Genomic DNA, 21,474 nt, shown 5'->3' with positions numbered 1-21,474 from the left:
CTGTTGGTTTCTGAATTTCCAGGCAGGCAATCGCCGAAGAAACCAAGCGGGGTCAAATTGAGAATTTGACAAGACCGATCATGTTATCGTCTTGCGGAGGCGCAACCTTCCGGTCATTGTTAGGTCCACTACAGGTAAGGTTGAAATAGGACGCTTGGCGCACCACCTTTACCTTCCAGACAGGAGACGGCCGGGGGTTGCCTAGATGAGGGACCAGTGCCGTCTTGCCAAAGATAAGGATTGAGCATGCAAGAGCCCCTGAATTCCTCATACCCAGTACTTCCGCTGCGCGACATTGTGGTTTTTCCTCATATGATCGTGCCTTTGTTCGTGGGTCGGGAAAGGTCTGTCCGCGCACTTGAGGAAGTGATGCAAGACGATAAGCAAATTCTGCTGTCTAGCCAGATTGATCCAGGTGATGACGATCCGGAAATCGACGGAATCTATCGCTCGGGCGTGCTGGCAAATGTGCTGCAGCTGCTGAAGCTTCCAGATGGAACCGTGAAAGTTCTGGTCGAGGGGCAAGCGCGCGTACAGATTACAGAATACCTTGATAACGAAGAGTTTTTTGAGGCTCGTGCAGAATATCTGACCGAGATTCCGGGTGATGTGACCACTACACAAGCGTTGCTTCGCACCGTTGCCGACGAGTTCGAGCGCTATGCCAAAGTCCGCAAGAACATTCCCGAAGAAGCACTGACCGCTGTTGGCGAAACCGCCGAACCCGCCAAGTTGGCCGACCTTGTGTCGGGGCATCTTGGTATCGAGGTCGAGCAAAAGCAGGAACTGCTGGAAACACTGTCGGTCAGCGAACGGCTTGAAAAGGTCTACGGCCTGATGCAGGGCGAGATGTCGGTTCTGCAGGTCGAGAAAAAGATCAAGACCCGCGTCAAAACCCAGATGGAGAAGACACAGCGTGAATATTATCTGAATGAGCAGATGAAGGCCATTCAGAAGGAACTTGGCGATGGTGAGGACGGCTCGAACGAAGTGGCCGAGCTGGAAGAGAAAATCGCCGAGACCAAACTGTCGAAAGAGGCGCGTGAAAAGGCCGAAGGTGAGCTGAAGAAGCTGCGCAACATGAGCCCGATGTCGGCTGAGGCCACGGTCGTACGCAATTACCTCGACTGGATTTTGGCCCTGCCTTGGGGCACCAAGTCCCGCGTCAAGAAAGACCTTGGCCGTGCGCAGAAAGTTCTGGACGACGATCACTATGGGCTTGAGAAGGTCAAAGAGCGGATCGTCGAATATCTGGCGGTTCAACAGCGGTCGAAAAAGCTGAAAGGCCCGATCCTGTGTCTTGTTGGCCCTCCGGGCGTTGGTAAAACGTCGCTGGGTAAATCCGTTGCCAAAGCCACTGGGCGCGAGTTCATTCGCATCAGCCTCGGCGGAGTGCGCGACGAATCCGAGATCCGCGGCCACCGCCGGACCTATATCGGCTCAATGCCCGGCAAGATTATCCAGGCGCTGAAAAAGGCCAAAACTACGAACCCGCTGATCTTGTTGGATGAAATCGACAAGATGGGGCAGGATTTCCGTGGCGATCCGGCCTCGGCCATGCTGGAAGTGTTGGACCCGGAACAGAACAGCACGTTCATGGATCACTACCTTGAGGTTGAATATGACCTATCCAACGTGATGTTCCTGACTACTTCCAACAGCTATAACATGCCCGGGCCTTTGCTCGACCGGATGGAGATCATTCCTCTGGCGGGCTACACCGAAGATGAAAAGAGCGAGATCGCCAAGCAGCACCTGATCAGTAAGCAGATCAAGAACCACGGTTTGAAAGCCAAAGAGTTCGAACTATCCGATGAGGCGCTGCAATCGATTATCCGCACCTACACCCGAGAAGCTGGCGTGCGGAACCTTGAACGCGAAATCGCCAAGGTGGCGCGGAAGTCGCTGACCAAGATCATCAAGAAAGAGGCGGATTCGGTCATGGTGACGCCGGACAATCTGGATGAATTCTTGGGCGTGCCCAAGTTCCGCTATGGTCTGGCCGAACAGGACGATCAGGTTGGGGTTGTAACCGGTCTGGCCTGGACTTCCGTTGGCGGCGATCTGCTGCATATTGAGGCGCTGAAACTGCCCGGTAAGGGGCGGATGAAAACCACGGGTAAGCTGGGCGATGTGATGAAGGAATCCATCGATGCGGCCTCATCTTATGTGCGGTCAATCTCACCTAAGATCGGGGTGAAGCCACCCAAATTCGACAACCTGGACATCCACGTCCACGTACCGGACGGGGCAACGCCCAAGGATGGTCCTTCGGCCGGCCTGGCAATGGTGACCTCAATCGTATCGGTTCTGACGGGTATCCCGGTGCACAAGGATATTGCCATGACAGGAGAGGTTTCCTTGCGCGGCAATGCGATGCCCATCGGTGGTTTGAAGGAAAAGCTGCTGGCGGCTCTGCGCGGCGGGATCAAGACTGTTTTGATTCCGGAAGAGAATGAGAAAGACCTGGCCGAAATTCCTGACAACGTGAAGGAGGGGCTGAAAATCATCCCGGTCACGCATGTTTCGGAAGTTCTGAAACACGCTCTGGTTCGGGATCCTGAACCTGTCGAATGGGACGAAGCCGCAGAAGAGGCCGCCGCCGCTGCAGCCAAAACGGCTGAGAACACGTCCCCGTCCGCCAGGGCGCACTAAAGGTCAGAATATGGCAATTAGGGGCGGGGTTAGCACCTCGCCCTTTTTCTTTGGTCAGACCAAATAGTCAGCCAATTACTGGCTTTGCATGTCGGATCACAGAGTAGAGAAATGGTGGGTGATAAGAGATTTGAACTCCTGACATCTTCGATGTGAACGAAGCGCTCTACCACTGAGCTAATCACCCGTGAGCAGGGGTATTATAAGGAGTTCAGCAAAGCCGCAAGAGGTCTTTGCGCCTTTTGGGCCCCGGGGGTTACGCTGCAAATGCCCAGTCGAGGTGCCCATATACGGGCGGCCTTGTGGGGCCGCCCTTTCACTTTTTTGATGTCAAAGAATGAAATCGTCCTGGGTCAGATCGTGCAAGCCAGAGATCTTGATAACCATCTCAGGATTTTTGTCGCCGTCAGTATCCACAAGAACAAGTGTGAAGTCGTTCTTGGTGCCTGCGTTGTTTTTCTTGACGTAATAGATTTCGCCTTCGTCCGACGTCTGGGCGGGTGTTGTACCGTTGAAGACAAATGAATCATCGCCGTCAATTACGGTGCTTGCGTCGATCGCACTTAGGTCGATCTTGTCTTCACCCTGAGTGAAATCGGTAATCCGGTCGGCATATTTCGCTTTGCGTGAACTTTCATCTGTTGACGTAAACACAAAGTCATCGGCACCTTCACCGCCGGTCATGATGTCCCTTCCGGCACCACCGATCAAAGTGTCGCTGCCTGCGCCACCATTCAGTGTATCTTTGCCAAGGCCCCCGTCCAGGCGGTCAGACCCTCCATTACCCTGCAGGATGTTTCGACCGTCCGTACCTGTAATGTCGTCATTTTGCTCGGACCCATCGACGTTTTCGACACCCGTAATGGTATCGGTTCCGTAACCGGTTGCCTGTGCATTGGTGTCAGACAAATCAACGGTTACGGCGCTTGTGCCGATATAACGCAACCAATCCAGGCCCTCTCCGCCGTTAATGATATCGTCGCCGTCGCTGTCCTCGGCTACAAAGTTGTCCGTGCCCTTGTGGCCGTACAGTTCGTCGTTTCCAAGACCTCCGGTCAGGGTGTCATTGCCGCCACCCCCAAGAACAATGTCATTACCCTCGCCAGCAGAAATAACATCGCTACCGCCGACACCCAACAATAGGTTATCAGCTTCATTCCCGACGATGAGATCGCCCTTTTTGCCGCCCACAGCATTCTCAATGACGACTCCATTTGCGATCGTAAATCCGCCGGTTATGCCTTTGGCATGGGATGGAGTGCCGCCTGCATCGCTGCCATCAAGATCCGCGTCATTGAGGTTGATCGTGACGCTGCGCTTAACACCATTTGCTGAAATCGTATCGACCCCATCGGTGTCCCAGATGGATGTCCAGAAGGTCCCGGCGCCATTTTTGCCTTTGATTTTATAGACGTTGTCGTCGGTGTTGTGGTCCGTCGTTCCGTAGATCGCCTGCAGTGCAGCTATATCAAGGGCCATGGGCGAGGCCGTGCCGCCAGCCTTATATGTCTTCAGTGGAACAACTTCGGGATAGCCCGAGTTGTAGGACATGATCGTGTAAACACCCTGGTTCTGCCCATCTGTCCCGTAATCGTCGAAGGGCTGCGTAACCCCCGGGAAAATAGTCGAGCTGCCGCCTTCATCATGTGGGTGGGCTAGACCAAGGCCGTGAAGAATCTCATGAATGATTGTCGCGAAGCCTTCACCGCCTTTGCGTAAGGCCTCTTTGCTAAACAGAGGCGTATCATAGGCAAAGATGCCGAACAGGGCGTCAATGCCAGAATCCTGCAGCAGAGGGTCGTCACCCGGAACTTGATGGACACCAAGAGATCCGGGTCCGCCAAGATCGTTTTGGGTCAGCAAAGCGTAGGTGATGTTAACGTCATTAATCTCGCCTGCTGGTGTCAGAAAGCCGACTTCGTTGAACTCGATCGGAATGATCGTTTCGATAATTGCAAATGCTTTGCGGATTGCTTCCTTCATGTAGGAGGCAAAGCCACGGCGACCTAACGATCCATCATCGAAGGAGTACGTGATTGTGCCCGGAGCACTGACGCCTCCGGCGCTGGTGTCCCAAGATGTGCCCCAAATCAGGCTGTCTACATAAACATGACCGGTAACATTTGCACCCGGAGAAGTTGTGCTGGCAACTGACATCTTAAATTTCTTCCTTGTCTAACACGCCGTTTGTTCCCGGTTTTTCCGGAATACAAAATTAGCGCCGTATATTTTGACCGGTTCTAGAATCGGTAATTCTTCCTTTGGCATCAGAAATTTCCAACGTTTTGGCCCGAGGATCAACCGAGCGTATGAAGTCTCTTTTGGCAGAGGTGTTTGTAATCGTCTTGCAGACCATTTGTGGTTGAAATGAGGCAGAACGCGGCAAGCTTTGGGTAACTCTCTGCCAGTAAGTTGATATGACTGTTCGCTTTGGGTTTATGCCAGAATAAGCTTGGGGAAGAGTTTGGGGGCTGTCCTGAGATCTGGATCTAGCGGACCCGTGCCAGGTGATGTGCTGCGCAAGGTTTCAGAATATTTTTGTCTGGCCAAAGGCAGCGGGTCGTGAATTATCGGCTGGTTTCTATTTGGCCATTCGTCGTGTGACGAGAAAACATCTCTAACAAAAATTACGTTCTGAGAAAAAACTTCAATTCGCCGCTTGACGATGTCCGGGCGTGGCCATAATACACCCCAACGTTCAGCAACGAACGGGCAGCGGGCGGTTGTAGCTCAGTTGGTTAGAGTACCGGCCTGTCACGCCGGGGGTCGCGGGTTCGAGCCCCGTCAACCGCGCCATCGCTGCCATCCTTGGTCCAGGGTAAAGGCCACGAAATAGATGCGCGGTTGTAGCTCAGCTGGTTAGAGTACCGGCCTGTCACGCCGGGGGTCGCGGGTTCGAGCCCCGTCAACCGCGCCATTTTCCACTAGTTTTCAGAAATCATGCCGTTTACCGGGTGACTCTATTGGTTTTGTTGTCAGTAGGTGGCGGCAACATCTCTCTCGTTCACATTTTGTTCTAACTTTTCTGTTGGAGACTCAGTGTGGCTCGCTTATCTCTAGGACACTTATGTGTTGGGGGCCAAACATGGCTGAGCTGAAGAATATCGAGGTGCGCGGCGCGCGCGAACATAACCTCAAAGGCATTGACGTGGATATTCCGCGTGACCAGCTTGTGGTCATCACTGGTCTGTCAGGCTCGGGCAAGTCGTCGCTTGCCTTTGACACGATCTATGCGGAAGGGCAGCGCCGGTATGTCGAAAGCCTGTCGGCCTATGCCCGGCAATTTCTGGATATGATGGAAAAGCCAGATGTGGACCATATCAGTGGTCTATCTCCGGCTATTTCCATCGAACAGAAGACGACCTCAAAGAACCCACGGTCTACCGTGGGAACCGTGACCGAGATTTACGACTATCTGCGCCTGCTGTTTGCCCGCGCTGGTACACCGTTCAGCCCTGCCACGGGCAAGCCGATCGAAGCCCAGCAGGTGCAGGATATGGTCGACCGGATCATGACGATGGAGGAGGGCACGCGAGGGTATCTCCTGGCCCCGATCGTTCGGGACCGAAAGGGCGAGTATAAGAAAGAGTTTCTGGAGCTGCGCAAGCAGGGGTTTCAACGCGTCAAGGTTGATGGCGCGTTTCATGAGCTGGACGAGCCGCCGACATTGGACAAGAAATTCCGCCATGACATCGACGTTGTGGTCGACCGGTTGGTCGTGCGCGAAGGTATGGAAACGCGGTTGGCGGACAGCTTGCGCACGGCGCTTGATTTGGCCGATGGCATTGCGATTTTGGAAACCGCACCGCGTGAAGGCGACCCGGAGCGGATTACGTTCAGCGAGAATTTTGCCTGTCCTGTCAGTGGCTTCACCATCCCCGAGATTGAACCGCGCCTGTTTTCCTTCAATGCACCCTTTGGGGCCTGTCAGGATTGCGACGGGCTGGGTGTCGAGCTGTTCTTTGATGAACGCCTTGTCGTTCCGGATCAGACACTGAAACTGTATGACGGCGCCTTGGCACCCTGGCGCAAAGGTAAGTCGCCGTATTTTCTGCAGACCATCGAAGCCATCGCGCGACATTATGAGTTCGACAAAAACACGCCGTGGAAAGATTTGCCCGAAAAGGTGCAGCAGGTTTTCCTGCGCGGGTCGGGTGAGGAAGAAATCCAGTTCCGCTATGACGAGGGTGGCCGGGTATATCAGGTAACCCGCAGTTTCGAAGGCGTTATCCCGAATATGGAGCGCCGCTATCGCGAGACTGACAGCGCCTGGATACGCGAAGAATTCGAACGCTATCAAAACAACCGGTCCTGCGGCAGTTGCGAAGGCTATCGACTGCGGGCCGAGGCGTTGGCCGTCAAGATCGCCGGATTGCATGTCGGGCAGGTCGTGCAGATGTCGATCCGCGAGGCGCTGGCTTGGGTTGAGGATGCTCCGAACCATCTGAGTGCTCAGAAAAATGAAATCGCGCGGGTGATCCTCAAAGAGATCCGCGAGCGTTTAGGATTTCTGAATAACGTTGGTTTGGAGTACCTTACGCTGTCACGTTCAAGTGGAACTCTGTCTGGTGGTGAAAGCCAGCGTATCCGTCTGGCCAGCCAGATCGGTTCGGGTCTGACCGGGGTGTTGTATGTACTGGACGAACCTTCGATCGGGTTGCATCAGCGCGACAATGACCGCTTGCTGGGTACACTCAAAAACCTGAGGGATCAGGGGAACACGGTCATCGTTGTAGAACATGACGAGGAAGCCATCCGCGAGGCCGACTATGTCTTTGACATCGGTCCGGGTGCGGGTGTGCATGGTGGGCAGGTGGTTAGCCATGGTACCCCGTCCGAGATCGCGACCGATGCAGCCTCGATCACCGGCCAATACCTGTCAGGCACCCGCGAAATCCCGGTGCCGTCCGAGCGGCGGAAGGGGAACAAAAAGAAAGTGACTGTGGTCAAGGCCACCGGGAACAATCTGAAGAAGGTGACCGCTGATTTCCCTCTGGGCAAATTCGTCTGCGTGACCGGCGTATCGGGCGGTGGGAAATCGACATTGACGATTGAAACCCTGTTCAAGACAGCCTCAATGCGGTTGAACGGCGCACGGCAGACACCTGCACCGTGTGAGACGATCAAAGGGCTCGAGCATCTGGACAAGGTGATCGACATCGACCAGCGGCCCATCGGGCGTACACCACGTTCCAACCCGGCCACGTATACGGGGGCGTTCACGCCGATCCGTGACTGGTTCGCCGGTCTGCCCGAGGCCAAAGCGCGAGGGTACAAGCCTGGCCGGTTCAGCTTTAACGTCAAAGGCGGTCGGTGCGAGGCTTGTCAGGGCGACGGCGTCATCAAGATCGAAATGCACTTTCTGCCCGATGTCTATGTAACCTGCGAAACCTGCAAAGGCGCGCGGTACAATCGGGAAACCCTTGAGATCAAATTCAAAGGCAAGTCCATCGCGGATGTCCTTGATATGACAGTGGAAGATGCACAAGAGTTCTTCAAAGCCGTACCGTCGATCCGCGATAAGATGGACGCGCTGGCGCGGGTCGGTCTGGGGTATATCAAGGTCGGGCAACAGGCGACGACCCTGTCGGGCGGTGAAGCGCAGCGGGTGAAGCTGTCAAAAGAACTCTCCAAACGCTCAACTGGTCGGACGCTTTACATTCTGGATGAGCCGACGACCGGTCTTCATTTCGAAGACGTCCGCAAGCTGTTGGAAGTGCTGCATGAATTGGTTGATCAGGGTAACACGGTTGTTGTGATCGAACACAATCTGGATGTTGTCAAAACGGCCGACCACATCATTGATATCGGACCCGAAGGCGGTGATGGTGGTGGTGAGATTGTCGCCACGGGAACGCCCGAAGATGTTGTTGTTGTGGAACGCAGCCATACGGGCAGGTATTTGAAACAGTTGCTGAACCCCGAGCGGGTCGCGGCGGAATAACCTCCGTCGCGGCAACTTCAGTATCTGGCGTATCGCAGCGTCTGCCAGTGGCGCAGTATTGGCGGAAAGAACAGGAACACGAAGCCGAAGCTGACATAGGCAAAAATCATCATCGGGATCCACAGCAGAACGCCAACCAGCCCAATAATCCCGGAAACACGCGCGGCTGAGTTCGCCGACATAATGCGCGTGAGCAAAGCAAAGAGCAGACGCCCCCCATCCAGCGGCATCAGGGGCAGCATGTTAAACGGCGCCAGCCACAGGTTTAGCTCTGCCGTCACCACCAGAACCCAGCCAATTTCGGGCGAGTTGGAAACGGTTCCAGCAATGAACACACGGTCCACAGGGTCAGGTACACAATCGGCCCCATGGCCACAATCAATTCGTCTTCATATGCCGAGGTTGACCGGCGATGTTCGCAGAATCCGCCGCCCCCATAAAGGACGACTCGATTGACGGGCACGCCCTGCACAAGACAGCCCCATGCGTGGCCCAACTCCTGCAGGAGAATCGAAATCAACTAAATCGCCACGAAGGCGAGCGCATAGGGCAGGTTGACCGGATCGCCGTTAAATCCGACAACGATCAAAACCAGAAAAATAAGGCTTTGGCTGAAATGTATCGGTACGTTCCATCGGCCGCGGGGCTCAAATAGCACGTTTTCAGTATTCATAATAAAACCTCGAAATAGTGAGGTTTATGATGATGTTAGATCGTGTCAAAATTTTAAAACAGGCCGGAAAATGCCCGAGCCTGCTTACTTTCTCAAATCGACTGAGGTTGGTTTTCGCCCGCTTGAATTCAGGCCGTGCTTGTCAGTTCAGGATGTCTGCAACCGCGCCGATCAGGTTCAGAACTTTGCGTGTATCCGGGTCGACACGATACACGTAGTCGCCTGCGCGGACATAGCTTCCCCTATTCAGGCCATACCGAAACGGATCATCAATCCAGCGATAGTCGCCATTGATAAACTCGCCATTTCTGTACAGCTTTTTGGCCTGTCCCGGAGGGACACAGGGTACGTTTTTCTTGGCCAGACCCGGCGGGCAGTGGCCGGCGTTTCCAGTTGCAACAATACCGCCCTGAGGCGCAATGCGGATGACCTTATTGCTATTCTTGTTCTTGCCGTTTCCCTTCCCGTTACCGGCAATGGCCGCCACCGGGGTCACGACCAGAGCAAGAACAGTAAGCGCTTTGACCAAATTATGCGTCATCGTAGCCCCAAGAATCGATGCTGAACCTCTCCATTAGATGGACATCGGCAGGAAAGGGGTCAACCCTATGGGCAGGAAGCCGCCCAAGGGCATCCTAGTTCCGACCGCGCTTTTCAAATCGCGGAAGCATGGCCGAGAAGTCCAGCCCCAGCCCATCTTCGCTTTCGACGAATTGCTGATACAGCTCGGTCGCCATCATCCCCATTGGGGTGTCGGCATCCGAGCTTTCCGCCGCCTGCTGACTGAGACGCAAGTCCTTCAACATCAGTTCGGCGGCAAAGCCGGGTTGATAACTATTGTCGGCCGGGCTTTGCGGGCCGATGCCTGGGGCAGGGCAGTATGCGTTCATCGTCCAGCTATAGCCCGAGGAGGTGCTGACAACGTCGAACATTTTCTGCCGGTCCAGCCCCAACTTGTCGGCCAGCGCGAAGGCCTCACATGTTGCAATCATGGTGACACCCAAAATCATGTTGTTGCAGATCTTGGCCGCCTGACCCGCGCCCGCGTCTCCGCAATGCACTGCCTTTTGCCCCATGATGTCGAACAAGGGCCGGGCTTTTTCGAATGCCTCGGCGCTTCCACCTGCCATGAATGTCAGCGTCCCAGCCGAGGCACCTCCGATACCGCCCGAGACGGGTGCGTCGACGGCCAAAACTCCCGCAGCCAATGCCATATCGGCAACAGCTCGGGCGCTGTCGACATCCACTGTCGAACAATCGACCCAGACGGCCCCTTCATTCATCGCTGGAATGATCTCATTTGCGACGGATCGAAGTATCTGGCCATTCGGAAGCATGGTGATGACGATGTCTGCGTCTTTTGCAGCGTCGGCCCCTGACCCAGTCAAAGTAACACCGGAAACCGACACCTCGGCCATATCAAACCCAGCGACTTCATGCCCGGCATTGGCAAGATTGACTGCCATTGGATTGCCCATGTTTCCAAGGCCGATAAACCCGATTTTCATTCTTTAATCCTCCTCGAATGTCAGGGCGACGCTGCCCAGGGGCCGCAGCATTGCGGAAATATCCACGGCGGGAACAGGTTTGCCATGGTGACGCCAATTTGGAGAGCGATCCTTGTCTATGATCTGCGCGCGGATACCTTCCAGAAAGTCTCCGTGTTCCATGGCGCGCGCCGTAAAGCGGTATTCCATCTCCAGGGCTTTTCGGATCGACAGATCCAGCGCCTTAAGCCGATGAATCATTTCAATGGTACAAGCTACGGATAGTGGAGAGTTGCGGCCCATCAACTTTTGCGCCGCGTCAGAGAACGGGGTTTCGGAAAAGCGCAACGCGTTGAGGATGTCGTTCAACCCCTCGCCATTGAAAAGCACGTCGATTTCCGCCTGGACCTTTTCAAGGTTACCTGTGGGTGGTGTCTGGGAATGCTCCACCAACAGGTCTGTGCTCCCGGAAGCTTCGAGCAGTTCGATCAGGCCGGGCCATTCTTCAATGGGGATAAAATGGTCGGCAAAGCCCGCATAAATGGCGTCCGCAGGGCCCATTCGGTGACCTGTTGTGCCCAAGTATTCTCCCAGTCGACCCGGAGCCAGCGCGAGCATCAGAAAGCCACCAACATCCGGCACCAAACCGATAGAGCACTCGGGCAGGGCAATCTGAGATGTTTCACCGACTATGCGGTGGCTTCCATGGCACCCAATTCCGACGCCGCCACCCATAGTAAACCCTTGTAGGAAACTGACCACGGGTTTGGGGTATTCGAAAATCAGCGCATTCAGCCTGTATTCATCGCGCCAGAAAGTCTGCCCATAGGCATAGTCGCCTTTGCACCCGGTATCATAAAGTTCTGCGATATCTCCCCCGGCGCAAAATGCTTTATCGCCAACGGCGTCCAGTATGATCAGGTCAACTGACTCGTCCTCGCGCCAGTTACGCATGGCCGTATCTATCGCCATGCACATGTCATAACTCAGCGCGTTCAAAGCTTTGGGGCGTGTCAGAGTGATGCGTCCAGCGCGGCCGGTAGTGTGAATTTCAATATCTGACATCGGGGTCTCAGCGTTGGGCAAGCATCTGACGAGAAACAATGACGCGCATGATCTCGTTTGTGCCTTCCAGAATTTGATGAACGCGCAAGTCGCGGACAAGCTTTTCGATACCGTAATCGGCGAGATACCCATAACCGCCGTGCAGTTGCAGGCATTGGTCGACCACTTTTGATCCGGTTTCAGTCACGAATTTCTTGGCCATTGCACAGAACTTGGTGGCATCCGGTGCGCCAGTGTCCAGTTTCCAGGCTGCCTGACGCAAGAACGTCCGGGCCGCCTGCAATTCTATTTCCATATCCGCAAGCCTGAACTGCAGCGCTTGAAACTGATCAATCGACTTCCCGAATGCCTGACGCTCGGACATATACTGAAGCGTCATGTTCAGACCGGCTTGTGCCGCCCCCAAGGAACATGAGGCAATATTCAAGCGACCGCCATCCAGGCCCATCATCGCATATTTAAATCCGTCACCTTCTGTACCTACCAGATTGCCCGCTGGAACTTTGCAGTCGTCAAACTGAACCTGCGCCGTTGGTTGGCTTTTCCAGCCCATCTTTTGTTCAAGTGCGCCAAAGCTAAGACCTTGAGTGCCATCTTCGACATACAGGGTTGAAATCCCTTTGGGGCCATCCTGTCCGGTGCGCACCATACAGACATAAGCATCTGAGTATCCGCCGCCCGAGATGAAGGCCTTTGTTCCGTTCAGCGAATAACCTTCGTTCGTGCGTTCGGCGCGAGTTTTCAGCGCGGCTGCGTCCGAGCCTGATCCGGGTTCGGTCAGGCAATAGCTGAGGACTGTGTTCAGGTTAAGAATATCCGGCATGATCCGCGATTTCAGCTCATCCGCGGCAAATGTGTCCAACATCTTGGCGCACATATTGTGGATCGTCAGGAAGGCCGCGACTGAAGGGCAAGCCATCGAAAGGGCCTCGAACACCATCGTCGCATCCAGCCTACTAAGACCGGAACCGCCACTATCTTCGGACACATAGAGACCGCCAAAGCCAAGCTCCCCTACACGGGGCCAAAGGTCTTTGGGAATAGTGCCTTCTGCCTCCCATTGCCGGGCGAAGGGTGCGATATGCTCCTGCCCGAACTCATAGGCCATATCGAAGATAGCAGTTTGCTCTTCGGTTGGTGCAAAATCCATTGGTTTCCTCCCACGTCGCCGGATGAATTGAACGAGTGTTTATTTCCTGATTCTTACAGAAATTTTGCACGCCCAGCAATTCCTGACAGGGATATTGCGAAAACGATTAGATCATACTTCGAGGCAGGTCATAAATCCTGATGGAATTCTTCGATCAGATGCTGAACCACAGCCCTGCCTGCATCCGCACCTTTGGCCGTCGCTTCGGCGTGAACACGTCGTTGCCGCGTGGCAGATGTGCCGTTTTGTGCGATTTGCTGTAGCCGGGCAAGTTCAGTCATGGTGCCCAGTGCTTCGGCATCTTCGGCCAGCATCCCCATCAGTTCACCCATAAGTTCCGGCATGGGCTTGATGGATCGATCCCCGAAATCAATCATGCCTTCGCCGACTCCGTAACGCTGCGCACGCCACCGGTTTTCACCAATCAGGAACCTGTCATATTGCCTCCAACGCAAATTGCGGTCTTTCAGACGGCACAACATTCGGACCAGCGCCTGCACCATGGCGGCCAGCGACAATGTGTGCTCCAACCTCGGCTGTACGTCCATGATGCGTGTTTCAAGCGTTGGAAAGCGATGCGAGGGGCGCAAATCCCACCAGATTTTCGAGGTATCCTCGATCACGCCAAGTTCGACCAGAATGCCTGTCGTACGTTCATATTCCGACCAACTTGCCAGGACCGGTGGTAATCCGGTGCGGGGCAGGTTGTCGAATACGGTCAGACGATAGGAAGACAGGCCGGTATCCTCTCCGTTCCAATAGGGCGAGGATGTGGAGAGCGCCAACAGATGCGGCAGGAAATAGGAAAGCTGCGGCATCAGGTCGGCCCGCAAGGATGGTTCTTCAACACCGACATGCACATGCATCCCGCAGATCAGCATCCGTCGCGCGACACCGCCCAGGGCATGCTGCAAGGCGTCATAGCGCTCTCGGCGCGTGTGGTGCTGTTTCTTCCAGTCCGCAAAGGGGTGGCAGGACACAGCAATCGGGGCCAGATTGTATTCTGCGGACCGATCCGCCACACCCGCCCTCAGGCGTTTCAAATCTTCTCGGGCCGTGCGGATCGTCGCATGGGGGCGGGTGCCAACCTCGATCTGGCACTGCAGAAACTCAGGGCTGACCTGGCCCTGAAAATCGGCCTGGCAGGCTTCCATCAGGGCAGCGGGTGCTTGGGCAAGTTCAAGGCTGTCGCGGTCGACCAGAAGATACTCTTCCTCAATGCCCAGCGTGTATTCCTGCTGCATGGCGGCCCTCTTTCTAGCTTTATGCGAAACAGTGAATACGGAAATACGCTTTTTGCCAAGTGTTTACCGGCAGAGTCCTTGCGGTCATCGGGCTAGCAACGGTAAGGAACGGGTCAAAGTTCAGAAGAACCCCGGAGCCTTTGTGTGAAACCCAGGAAATTCCCCCGGCTGAATGCCGTTCTCGACCGATTTGGTGTCAGGCTGATTGACAAAGTCACGGAACGGGACGAGCGCGCCCGGCTGGAGGCGTTCGAAAGGGCAGGCGGGCTGACCCGTCCGGCTTATTCGTTGTCACCGGGAATGGCCGAATTCGACATCTCGCAGCTGGTAGCCGAATATGGTGAACATGCCGCCGCTTTGGCTGCATTGAAAGATCCGTCCCGCAATCAAACCGGGTATAGGATCGGCAACGGGTATTATGACAGCCCAGATGCGGATGCGTTGTATCTTATGGTCCGTCGTTTCAAACCCAAGCGGGTGATTGAGGTTGGCTGCGGTAATTCAACGCGCGTGACACGGCAGGCTGTATTGGATGGCGGGCTGCAGACGCAAATCACCGCGATTGATCCTTATCCGCGCGCGGACATCGCGCAAGTTGTCGATCAATTCGAACAGAAACGGTTGGAAGAGGTCGATCCAGCCCTCTTCGAACAGCTTGAAGCGGGTGACATCCTGTTCATCGATTCCAGCCATGTTGTCCGGATGAGCAATGATGTCGCGCATCTGTTCTGTCGCATCATACCGGCCTTAAAACCGGGCGTTGTGATCCATGTGCACGATGTTTTTCTACCCTACGAATACCCCAAGCGGTTCTTCTATGACTGCCCGGGATGGGGCGAGCAATATATGTTGCATGCATTGTTGCAATCTAGTGCATATTCAATGCTTTGGCCTGGATACTTCTTGCAACAGGATCGCCAGGATGCGGTCGAAGCGCTACCGTTTTTGAAAGATGGGCGCGCGCAAAGTATTTGGGTTCAGTTCAAATAAATCTGACACTAAATTGATCCGGTGCAGCGAAACGCCCGTACCCCTTTCCATAACAACCTGGATAGGAGATCTCAAATATGTTTCGCCGTACTTTCCTGAGCGCCGCCGCCGCAATCGCACTTACCTTGCCGGTTCAAGCGAAGGCCGCCGATATCGTGGATACCGCCGTATCTGCCGGATCATTCACCACTCTGGTCGCGGCGGTTCAAGCGGCGGGTCTGGTCGATACGCTGAAAGGGGACGGTCCGTTCACCGTTTTTGCCCCCACGGATGAGGCCTTTGCCGCACTGCCCGAAGGGACGGTGGAATCGCTGCTACTGCCCGAGAACAAAGACCAACTGGTCGCAATCCTGACTTACCATGTGGTTCCGGCCAAAGTCATGTCAGGTGACATCGCTGGCAAGCGCGCCAAAGTCCTGACCGTGCAGGGTGATCGCCTGAGTGTGAATGGTAAGAACGGCGTAAAAGTGAATGGCGCCAAGGTTGTGCAGGCCGATATCGAGGCCAGCAATGGCGTGATCCACGTCGTCGATGCGGTGATCCTGCCGGAATAATTGGCAACCACCGTGTTCAAGCAAAAACCCCGGCCGTTATGGCCGGGGCGTTCTGTCAGACCAATCTGACCTTGGTGCCAACCTGAACCAGCGGGTACAATTCTTCAACATGCTGATTATAAAGGCCAATACATCCAGAAGAACTTTGGCGACCAATCTTGCGTGTATCGTGCGTGCCGTGCACCAGATATGCTGGCCAGCCCAGATACATCGCCCGCGTACCCAGCGGATTCCCGGACTCGCCACCTTCTATTCGGATGGGCAGGTTCGGGTCGCGCTCGCGCATTGAGGCGGTCGGGGTCCAGCTTGGGTTTTCGCGCTTGCGTACTACTTCGGTATAACCACGCCTTGTGAGTTCTTCGCTCATAGGGACTGAGCTGGGGTACAGTTTGTACGTCCCGTCAGCCCCCCAATAGTGTACAGCGCGGCTTGTGATATCTGCCAGCAGGCAGCCGACACCTAACTCATCGAAGTGATCCTGCCAATTCTGGTGCGAGAATGAGGAGACATTCCGCCGCACAGCGAGCTGTGTGCTGATCGCCTCTTCGTCGAGCGGGAAAGCATCGGCGCTGCTTTGAGCCCGCACCAATGCAGGTGTCATCAACAGAGACGCTGCACCTAACAATGCAGAGCGACGGGTCATGCGGGGATCTGACAAATTGGCCTCCGGTTCAGGAACTGCTCGCGCGAAACTGCGTGTAACTTATGTTTTGCTGATCAGATTTCCTAGGGAGTGTTGAGTGAATTTATTGTGAAGCGAACATCACAAGCGAAACTTGGCCGTGTATTAAAAAAGCCCGGCCAGTGGTGGCCGGGCTGTGTGGATCCGCCGCTTTCGTTTGGATCAGTCCATGGCTTTGAAGTTGAACTCGCCGCCTTCTTTGATGCCTGACGGCCAACGCGCGGTGACCGTTTTTGTGCGTGTATAGAATTTGAAGCTATCCGCACCATGCTGGTTCAGGTCACCGAACATGGATTTCTTCCAGCCGCCAAAGGTGTGATAGGCCAAAGGAACCGGGATCGGAACGTTGATGCCGACCATGCCGATATTGATCCGGCTGGCAAAGTCACGCGCGGTATCTCCATCGCGGGTGAAAATCGCCGTGCCATTGCCGTATTCGTGATCCATAGCCAAGCCAATCGCTTCTTCGTACGATCCTGCGCGGACGGTCGACAAAACCGGACCAAAGATCTCTTGCTTATAGATGTCCATGTCGGGCGTCACGTGGTCAAACAGGTGAGGGCCGACGAAGAAGCCGTCCTCATAGCCCTGCAGGCTAAAGTCGCGATTATCGACAACCAGTTTGGCACCTTGTTCAACGCCCGAGCTGATCAGTCCCAAAATGCGCTCTTTGGCAGCACCGGTCACGACCGGTCCCATGTCAACATCATCGCCGGCAGTGTAGGGGCCGACCTTCAGTTTCTCGATACGCGGAATAAGCTTTTCGATCAGCGCGTCGGCGGTATCCTCTCCGACCGGGACGGCAACCGATACGGCCATGCAGCGTTCGCCAGCCGCGCCGAAACCGGCGCCAACCAGGGCATCTGCTGCCTGGTCAAGATCGGCGTCGGGCATGACGATCATGTGGTTCTTGGCACCGCCGAAACACTGCGCGCGTTTGCCGTTGGCCGTGGCGCGCGAATAGATGTACTGCGCGATTGGGGTCGAGCCTACAAAGGAAACGCCCTGAATGATCTCGCTGTCCAACAGGGTGTCCACGGCCTCTTTGTCGCCATTGACCACCTGGAACACACCTTTGGGCAAACCTGCCTCAACGAACAGTTCCGCCAGCATCAAAGGTACTGAGGGATCGCGTTCGGACGGTTTCAGAACAACCGCGTTGCCACAGGCCAGGGCAGGGCCCACATGCCACAGTGGCATCATGGCCGGGAAGTTGAACGGCATGATCGAGGCCACAACCCCTAAAGGCTGGCGCATAGAATACATGTCGATGCCTGGGCCCGCACTGTCGGTGAATTCGCCTTTCAACATCTGCGGAGCACCGATGCAGTATTCGATCACTTCCAGACCGCGCTGCAGATCGCCTTTCGCGTCAGGGATCGTCTTGCCGTGCTCGCGGCTCAGCGCTTCGGCCAGCTTGTCCATGTCGCGGTTCATCAGGTGAACCATCGCCATCATCACGCGCCCGCGTTTTTGCGGGTTCGTTGCACCCCAGGCCGGTTGTGCGGCTGCGGCGCTAGCAATGGCTGCTGTGGTCTCGGCAGCACTTGCCATCGGGCATTTGTACTGTACCTCGCCGGTAGCGGGGTTGAACACGTCATCATATCGGCCGGACGTGCCGGCGACATTCTCACCGTTGATGAAATGGGACAGTTCGTTCATTGCGAATTCCTCCGAAGGTCTGCGCGCAGAATAGGCTTGCATAAATGGCTTGAACAGAGGCAATGTCCCAAAGGTGTTTTGCAAAATTGCAAAGGTGAAGCGTGACACCTAATTGGGATGATATGAGGGTCTTTCTGGCCGTTGCCCGCGAAGAAAGCCTTTCGGCGGCGGGTCGATTGCTTCGGATTGACCCGGCTACGGTCGGTCGCCGTGTAGCGCGGTTGGAAGCGTCTCTGGATGCGCCGCTGTTTACCAAATCGCAGCAGGGATATGTGCTGACCTCAGCTGGTGAGCGTTTGATGGACCACGGTTTGAAAGCCGAAGAGGCGATGCGCGCTGCAGCAGGCGCCATGGCAGAACCATCTGAGAGGTTGAGCGGGCAAATCCGGATCGGCGCACCGGACGGGTGTGCGAATTACTTGTTGCCGCAGGTGTGTGGCAAGATTTGTGACACCAATCCCAATCTGGACATACAAATTCTGGCCTTGCCGCGCGTCATCAACCTTTCCCGCCGTGAAGCCGATATGGCCGTGACCGTTAGTGCACCGACCGCTGGAAAACTGCTTGTACAGAAAATTACCGATTACAAACTTCATCTTGTCGCAACGCAGGAATACCTTGCCGATCACCCTGCGGTTTATTCCATCAGCACGTTAGGGGGGCATCGTATGATCGGATACATACCTGATATGATATTCGACCGCGAACTGGACTATCTGGTCGATCTGGGTGTTGACCGAGTCGCGCTGGCCTCGAATTCGGTCTCTGTCCAACTGCGGCAGGTTTCGCAGGGATCAGGGATCTGCATTGCGCATGATTTCACACTGCCATTTCACCCGAAGTTGAAGAAAATATTGGTTGATCAAGTGAGTTTGACACGCAGTTTTCATCTGGTCCGACATCAAGGTGACCAACGAAACGAGCGGCTGAATCGGTTCGCGCAGGCCCTGTCCCAAGGGATTCGCGATGAAGTTGAGCGGCTTGAGGCTGAAGCTTCACCTTGACAGGCTATTTCATTCCGGCAACGCTTTGGAAAACACGAAGTTATTTCGGAGGTTACGTCAATGCTTGTTCAGGCCATTCTGAAATCCAAAGCCACCGGAGGCGTGGTGACAGTTGCTCCTTCGCGCACAGTTTCAGAGGTTGCAGGAATCCTTGCGGAAAAGCGCATCGGAACGGTGGTTGTATCAGAAGACGGCGGCAAGACCGCATCAGGCATCTTATCAGAGCGTGATATTGTGCGCGAACTGGCCGCAAGCGGCAGCGGATGCCTATCAAAACCCGTAAGCGCGTATATGACCCGCGAGCTGGTGACAGCGACGCAACAGGATACTGTCCAGGATATAATGTCGCGGATGACCGAAGGGCGCTTTCGCCATATGCCGGTTGTTGAGGACGGTAACCTCGTTGGCATTGTTACCCTAGGCGACGTTGTCAAAGCACAGCTTTCCGAACTGGCAATGGAAAAAGACGCATTGGAAGGCATGATCATGGGCCATTAAGCCCATAGAAACGCGACGCAACTACTTGCACCCATAGCCAAGTTATGTTTGCTTGCGCAGAAATTTCGTTGCGCAGGAGGCGGCAATGAGGGTTGGATTGTATCCCGGAACATTTGATCCGATCACCCTGGGTCATATTGATATCATCCGTCGCGCGGCTGCTCTGGTTGACAAGCTCGTGATTGGGGTGGCGATCAATCGGGAAAAGGGGCCGTTATTTTCGTTGGAAGAACGGGTCGAGATGATCGAAGCCGAATGTTCCTTTCTTTCCGAACAGACCGGAACTGAAATTGTCGCCCATCCTTTTGAAAACCTGCTTATCAACTGTGCCCGCGACGTAGGTGCTCAGGTCATCGTCAGAGGTCTGCGTGCTGTTGCGGATTTCGAGTATGAGTTCCAGATGGTCGGTATGAACCGCGCATTGGACGACTCGATCGAGACGGTGTTCCTTATGGCTGAGGCCCGCCATCAGGCGATTGCCTCGAAACTGGTGAAAGAGATCGCGCGATTGAACGGGGACGTGTCGAATTTCGTCACGCCCCGCGTAAATGACGCGCTGCGTGCGCGCTTAGGATAGCGCGCCCATCGCGGCCGCCGTGTCCAGCATCCGGTTCGAAAAGCCCCATTCATTGTCGTACCAGGCCAGCACCCGGACCAACGTGCCGTCTGTCACCTTGGTTTCAGCCAAAGAGACGGTCGAACTGTGTGCGTCGTGGTTGAAGTCGATCGACACTAGTGGGCGGCTTTCCGCAGCCAGGACACCGGGAATATTGGCCGCGGCATCAATGAACAACTGGTTGACCTCTTCTTCGGTTGTTGGGCGCGACACTTCGGCCACCAGATCCACAACCGAGACGTTCGGAGTGGGAACACGGATTGCCTGTCCAGTCAATTTACCTGCCAACTGGGGCAATACGAGACCTACGGCTGAGGCTGCCCCCGTAGTGGTGGGAATCATCGACAATGCAGCCGCGCGTGACAGATACGGGTCTTTTCCGGCGGTATCGTGAACTGGTTGGCTGGCTGTATAGGCATGAACGGTTGTCATGTTTCCGTGGACAATGCCCAAACCCTCGTCCAGCGCCGCAGCAACGGGCGACAAACAGTTGGTCGTGCAGGATGCGTTCGAAACGATCGTATCCTCGACGGTCAGTTCATAGTCATTTACCCCGAAGACGATGGTTTTGACCGCACCATCCCCGCGGGCAGGAGCAGAAATCAGAACTTTTTTGGCGCCGTTGTCAAAATGGCGCGCCGCGGCTTCGCGCGTGCGGAACACGCCTGTGCATTCGAGAACAACGTCAATATCGGACCAATCGAGTTTCTCAGGCTCGCGTTCGCTGGTTAGGCGGATCGGGCCTGCACCGACATCCAAACCGGCGTCGGTCAGGGAAACGGGCTTTGTATAACGTCCATGCACACTGTCGAATTCAAAGAGATGCGCGTTAATTTCGGGCTTGGCCAAATCGTTTATGGCCACGATCTGAACGTCGGTCCGCCCAGATTCCATCAAGGCCCGCAAAACACCGCGCCCGATCCGTCCAAATCCATTGATTGCCAACTTGAGTGTCATGGTCTGCTCCGTCTGGGTGTCTGTTATTGCAAAGTTAGCGCTAACAAAGCTAGATCAAGGAAAAAGTCAAGAAAAACCTCTGTCAGCGCCAGAAGGCGAGCCAGTCCAGGAAGGTGTAAAGTTTCTTTCCCAGGAAGATCAGGTTCTCAGAGTCGAACATTGCGTAATCGACTAGCAGACAGCCAAGTATTAGAAGGCCAAGCCAGATAGCAATTTGATTGGTCATGTTGGCCCCGAATGAAAACACCCGCCCAGATAAACTGAGCGGGTGTAAAGGTACAACATTTCTACGG

The 21,474-nt window shown here is 55.0% G+C and carries 19 protein-coding genes and 3 tRNA genes; 9 read left to right on the top strand and 13 right to left on the bottom strand.

Features of this window, described 5'->3' with window-relative positions; genetic code table 11:
- Positions 1–246: 246 nt before the first annotated feature.
- On the top strand, positions 247–2,655 hold the full coding sequence (lon, locus tag AC2FJW_RS01315; RefSeq protein ID WP_496749005.1) for an endopeptidase La: 2,409 nt from the start codon (positions 247–249) through the stop codon (positions 2,653–2,655).
- A 112-nt stretch (positions 2,656–2,767) separates the two neighbouring features.
- Here the strand turns inward: lon and AC2FJW_RS01310 are convergent.
- Both AC2FJW_RS01310 and AC2FJW_RS01305 read right to left on the bottom strand, forming a co-directional pair.
- Positions 2,768–2,842, bottom strand: a tRNA-Val gene (locus AC2FJW_RS01310).
- Between the two features lie 143 nt (positions 2,843–2,985).
- Positions 2,986–4,812: a M10 family metallopeptidase C-terminal domain-containing protein gene (locus AC2FJW_RS01305; protein ID WP_496695330.1), complete on the bottom strand. Its 1,827-nt coding sequence runs from the start codon at positions 4,810–4,812 to the stop codon at positions 2,986–2,988.
- 562 nt (positions 4,813–5,374) lie between these two features.
- Between AC2FJW_RS01305 and AC2FJW_RS01300 the strand changes: the two genes are divergently transcribed.
- From AC2FJW_RS01300 to uvrA, 3 genes are all read left to right on the top strand, one after another.
- Positions 5,375–5,451: transfer RNA gene (locus AC2FJW_RS01300), tRNA-Asp, on the top strand.
- Between the two features lie 44 nt (positions 5,452–5,495).
- Positions 5,496–5,572 (top strand) — tRNA-Asp (locus AC2FJW_RS01295).
- Between the two features lie 168 nt (positions 5,573–5,740).
- Positions 5,741–8,599: an excinuclease ABC subunit UvrA gene (gene uvrA, locus AC2FJW_RS01290; protein ID WP_496749004.1), complete on the top strand. Its 2,859-nt coding sequence runs from the start codon at positions 5,741–5,743 to the stop codon at positions 8,597–8,599.
- Between the two features lie 17 nt (positions 8,600–8,616).
- Here the strand turns inward: uvrA and AC2FJW_RS01285 are convergent, their stop codons facing one another.
- The 7 genes from AC2FJW_RS01285 to AC2FJW_RS01255 form a co-directional block, all read right to left on the bottom strand.
- The gene (locus AC2FJW_RS01285) at positions 8,617–8,943 is read right to left on the bottom strand and encodes a site-2 protease family protein (RefSeq protein WP_496749003.1); all 327 of its coding nucleotides are present in this window, start codon (positions 8,941–8,943) and stop codon (positions 8,617–8,619) included.
- A gap of 176 nt (positions 8,944–9,119) precedes the next feature.
- Entirely contained in the window at positions 9,120–9,272 is a 153-nt protein-coding gene (locus tag AC2FJW_RS01280) for a hypothetical protein (RefSeq protein ID WP_496749002.1), read from the bottom strand.
- Between the two features lie 142 nt (positions 9,273–9,414).
- The gene (locus AC2FJW_RS01275) at positions 9,415–9,813 is read right to left on the bottom strand and encodes a hypothetical protein (protein ID WP_496749001.1); all 399 of its coding nucleotides are present in this window, start codon (positions 9,811–9,813) and stop codon (positions 9,415–9,417) included.
- A gap of 94 nt (positions 9,814–9,907) precedes the next feature.
- Positions 9,908–10,780, bottom strand: a complete 873-nt coding sequence (gene mmsB, locus AC2FJW_RS01270) for a 3-hydroxyisobutyrate dehydrogenase (RefSeq protein WP_496749000.1) — start codon at positions 10,778–10,780, stop codon at positions 9,908–9,910.
- A gap of 3 nt (positions 10,781–10,783) precedes the next feature.
- Positions 10,784–11,824, bottom strand: a complete 1,041-nt coding sequence (locus tag AC2FJW_RS01265) for an enoyl-CoA hydratase/isomerase family protein (RefSeq protein WP_496748999.1) — start codon at positions 11,822–11,824, stop codon at positions 10,784–10,786.
- A 7-nt stretch (positions 11,825–11,831) separates the two neighbouring features.
- Complete coding sequence (locus AC2FJW_RS01260) at positions 11,832–12,974, bottom strand: acyl-CoA dehydrogenase family protein (RefSeq protein ID WP_496748998.1); 1,143 nt, start codon at positions 12,972–12,974, stop codon at positions 11,832–11,834.
- 128 nt (positions 12,975–13,102) lie between these two features.
- The gene (locus AC2FJW_RS01255) at positions 13,103–14,218 is read right to left on the bottom strand and encodes a carboxylate-amine ligase (RefSeq protein ID WP_142634035.1); all 1,116 of its coding nucleotides are present in this window, start codon (positions 14,216–14,218) and stop codon (positions 13,103–13,105) included.
- A 144-nt stretch (positions 14,219–14,362) separates the two neighbouring features.
- On the opposite strand from AC2FJW_RS01255, the gene AC2FJW_RS01250 reads away from it, so the two are divergent.
- Positions 14,363–15,208, top strand: coding sequence for a class I SAM-dependent methyltransferase (locus AC2FJW_RS01250; protein ID WP_496748997.1), 846 nt, complete (start codon positions 14,363–14,365; stop codon positions 15,206–15,208).
- A 77-nt stretch (positions 15,209–15,285) separates the two neighbouring features.
- Positions 15,286–15,762, top strand: coding sequence for a fasciclin domain-containing protein (locus tag AC2FJW_RS01245; RefSeq protein ID WP_496695341.1), 477 nt, complete (start codon positions 15,286–15,288; stop codon positions 15,760–15,762).
- A gap of 55 nt (positions 15,763–15,817) precedes the next feature.
- Here the strand turns inward: AC2FJW_RS01245 and AC2FJW_RS01240 are convergent, their stop codons facing one another.
- Together AC2FJW_RS01240 and AC2FJW_RS01235 are read right to left on the bottom strand one after the other, a co-directional pair.
- A complete protein-coding gene (locus AC2FJW_RS01240; RefSeq protein ID WP_185956612.1) occupies positions 15,818–16,405 on the bottom strand; it encodes a L,D-transpeptidase in 588 nt (195 codons plus the stop codon).
- 201 nt (positions 16,406–16,606) lie between these two features.
- On the bottom strand, positions 16,607–18,106 hold the full coding sequence (locus tag AC2FJW_RS01235; protein ID WP_281972157.1) for a CoA-acylating methylmalonate-semialdehyde dehydrogenase: 1,500 nt from the start codon (positions 18,104–18,106) through the stop codon (positions 16,607–16,609).
- 101 nt (positions 18,107–18,207) lie between these two features.
- Between AC2FJW_RS01235 and AC2FJW_RS01230 the strand changes: the two genes are divergently transcribed.
- The 3 genes from AC2FJW_RS01230 to coaD all read left to right on the top strand — a co-directional run bounded on the left by AC2FJW_RS01230 (position 18,208) and on the right by coaD (position 20,185).
- Positions 18,208–19,110: a LysR family transcriptional regulator gene (locus tag AC2FJW_RS01230; protein WP_496708410.1), complete on the top strand. Its 903-nt coding sequence runs from the start codon at positions 18,208–18,210 to the stop codon at positions 19,108–19,110.
- 60 nt (positions 19,111–19,170) lie between these two features.
- On the top strand, positions 19,171–19,608 hold the full coding sequence (locus AC2FJW_RS01225; protein WP_142634023.1) for a CBS domain-containing protein: 438 nt from the start codon (positions 19,171–19,173) through the stop codon (positions 19,606–19,608).
- Positions 19,609–19,693: 85 nt separating this feature from the next.
- Positions 19,694–20,185 (top strand): pantetheine-phosphate adenylyltransferase, encoded by a 492-nt coding sequence (gene coaD, locus AC2FJW_RS01220; protein ID WP_142634021.1) that lies wholly within the window; start codon positions 19,694–19,696, stop codon positions 20,183–20,185.
- Here coaD and gap read toward each other — a convergent pair.
- A complete protein-coding gene (gap, locus tag AC2FJW_RS01215) occupies positions 20,177–21,181 on the bottom strand; it encodes a type I glyceraldehyde-3-phosphate dehydrogenase (protein WP_496748996.1) in 1,005 nt (334 codons plus the stop codon). The two genes, coaD and gap, sit on opposite strands and share 9 nt — an antisense overlap.
- Positions 21,182–21,263: 82 nt before the next feature.
- A complete protein-coding gene (locus AC2FJW_RS01210; protein WP_496679620.1) occupies positions 21,264–21,407 on the bottom strand; it encodes a hypothetical protein in 144 nt (47 codons plus the stop codon).
- Between the last annotated feature and the right edge of the window lie 67 nt (positions 21,408–21,474).

The organism is Ruegeria sp. CDSA020, from assembly GCF_059612345.1.
This window is presented reverse-complemented; position numbering and strand designations above follow the sequence as displayed.

What these genes read in the sequence shown, in the direction of transcription:
- AC2FJW_RS01235 (WP_281972157.1), bottom strand. Translation starts at nt 18,106, where the DNA reads ATGAACGAACTGTCCCATTTCATCAACGGTGAGAATGTCGCCGGCACG.
- gap (WP_496748996.1), bottom strand. Translation starts at nt 21,181, where the DNA reads ATGACACTCAAGTTGGCAATCAATGGATTTGGACGGATCGGGCGCGGT.
- AC2FJW_RS01240 (WP_185956612.1), bottom strand. Translation starts at nt 16,405, where the DNA reads ATGACCCGTCGCTCTGCATTGTTAGGTGCAGCGTCTCTGTTGATGACA.
- AC2FJW_RS01275 (WP_496749001.1), bottom strand. Translation starts at nt 9,813, where the DNA reads ATGACGCATAATTTGGTCAAAGCGCTTACTGTTCTTGCTCTGGTCGTG.
- AC2FJW_RS01210 (WP_496679620.1), bottom strand. Translation starts at nt 21,407, where the DNA reads ATGACCAATCAAATTGCTATCTGGCTTGGCCTTCTAATACTTGGCTGT.
- AC2FJW_RS01265 (WP_496748999.1), bottom strand. Translation starts at nt 11,824, where the DNA reads ATGTCAGATATTGAAATTCACACTACCGGCCGCGCTGGACGCATCACT.
- AC2FJW_RS01260 (WP_496748998.1), bottom strand. Translation starts at nt 12,974, where the DNA reads ATGGATTTTGCACCAACCGAAGAGCAAACTGCTATCTTCGATATGGCC.
- AC2FJW_RS01280 (WP_496749002.1), bottom strand. Translation starts at nt 9,272, where the DNA reads ATGAATACTGAAAACGTGCTATTTGAGCCCCGCGGCCGATGGAACGTA.
- coaD (WP_142634021.1), top strand. Translation starts at nt 19,694, where the DNA reads ATGAGGGTTGGATTGTATCCCGGAACATTTGATCCGATCACCCTGGGT.
- AC2FJW_RS01225 (WP_142634023.1), top strand. Translation starts at nt 19,171, where the DNA reads ATGCTTGTTCAGGCCATTCTGAAATCCAAAGCCACCGGAGGCGTGGTG.
- AC2FJW_RS01255 (WP_142634035.1), bottom strand. Translation starts at nt 14,218, where the DNA reads ATGCAGCAGGAATACACGCTGGGCATTGAGGAAGAGTATCTTCTGGTC.
- uvrA (WP_496749004.1), top strand. Translation starts at nt 5,741, where the DNA reads ATGGCTGAGCTGAAGAATATCGAGGTGCGCGGCGCGCGCGAACATAAC.
- mmsB (WP_496749000.1), bottom strand. Translation starts at nt 10,780, where the DNA reads ATGAAAATCGGGTTTATCGGCCTTGGAAACATGGGCAATCCAATGGCA.
- lon (WP_496749005.1), top strand. Translation starts at nt 247, where the DNA reads ATGCAAGAGCCCCTGAATTCCTCATACCCAGTACTTCCGCTGCGCGAC.
- AC2FJW_RS01305 (WP_496695330.1), bottom strand. Translation starts at nt 4,812, where the DNA reads ATGTCAGTTGCCAGCACAACTTCTCCGGGTGCAAATGTTACCGGTCAT.
- AC2FJW_RS01245 (WP_496695341.1), top strand. Translation starts at nt 15,286, where the DNA reads ATGTTTCGCCGTACTTTCCTGAGCGCCGCCGCCGCAATCGCACTTACC.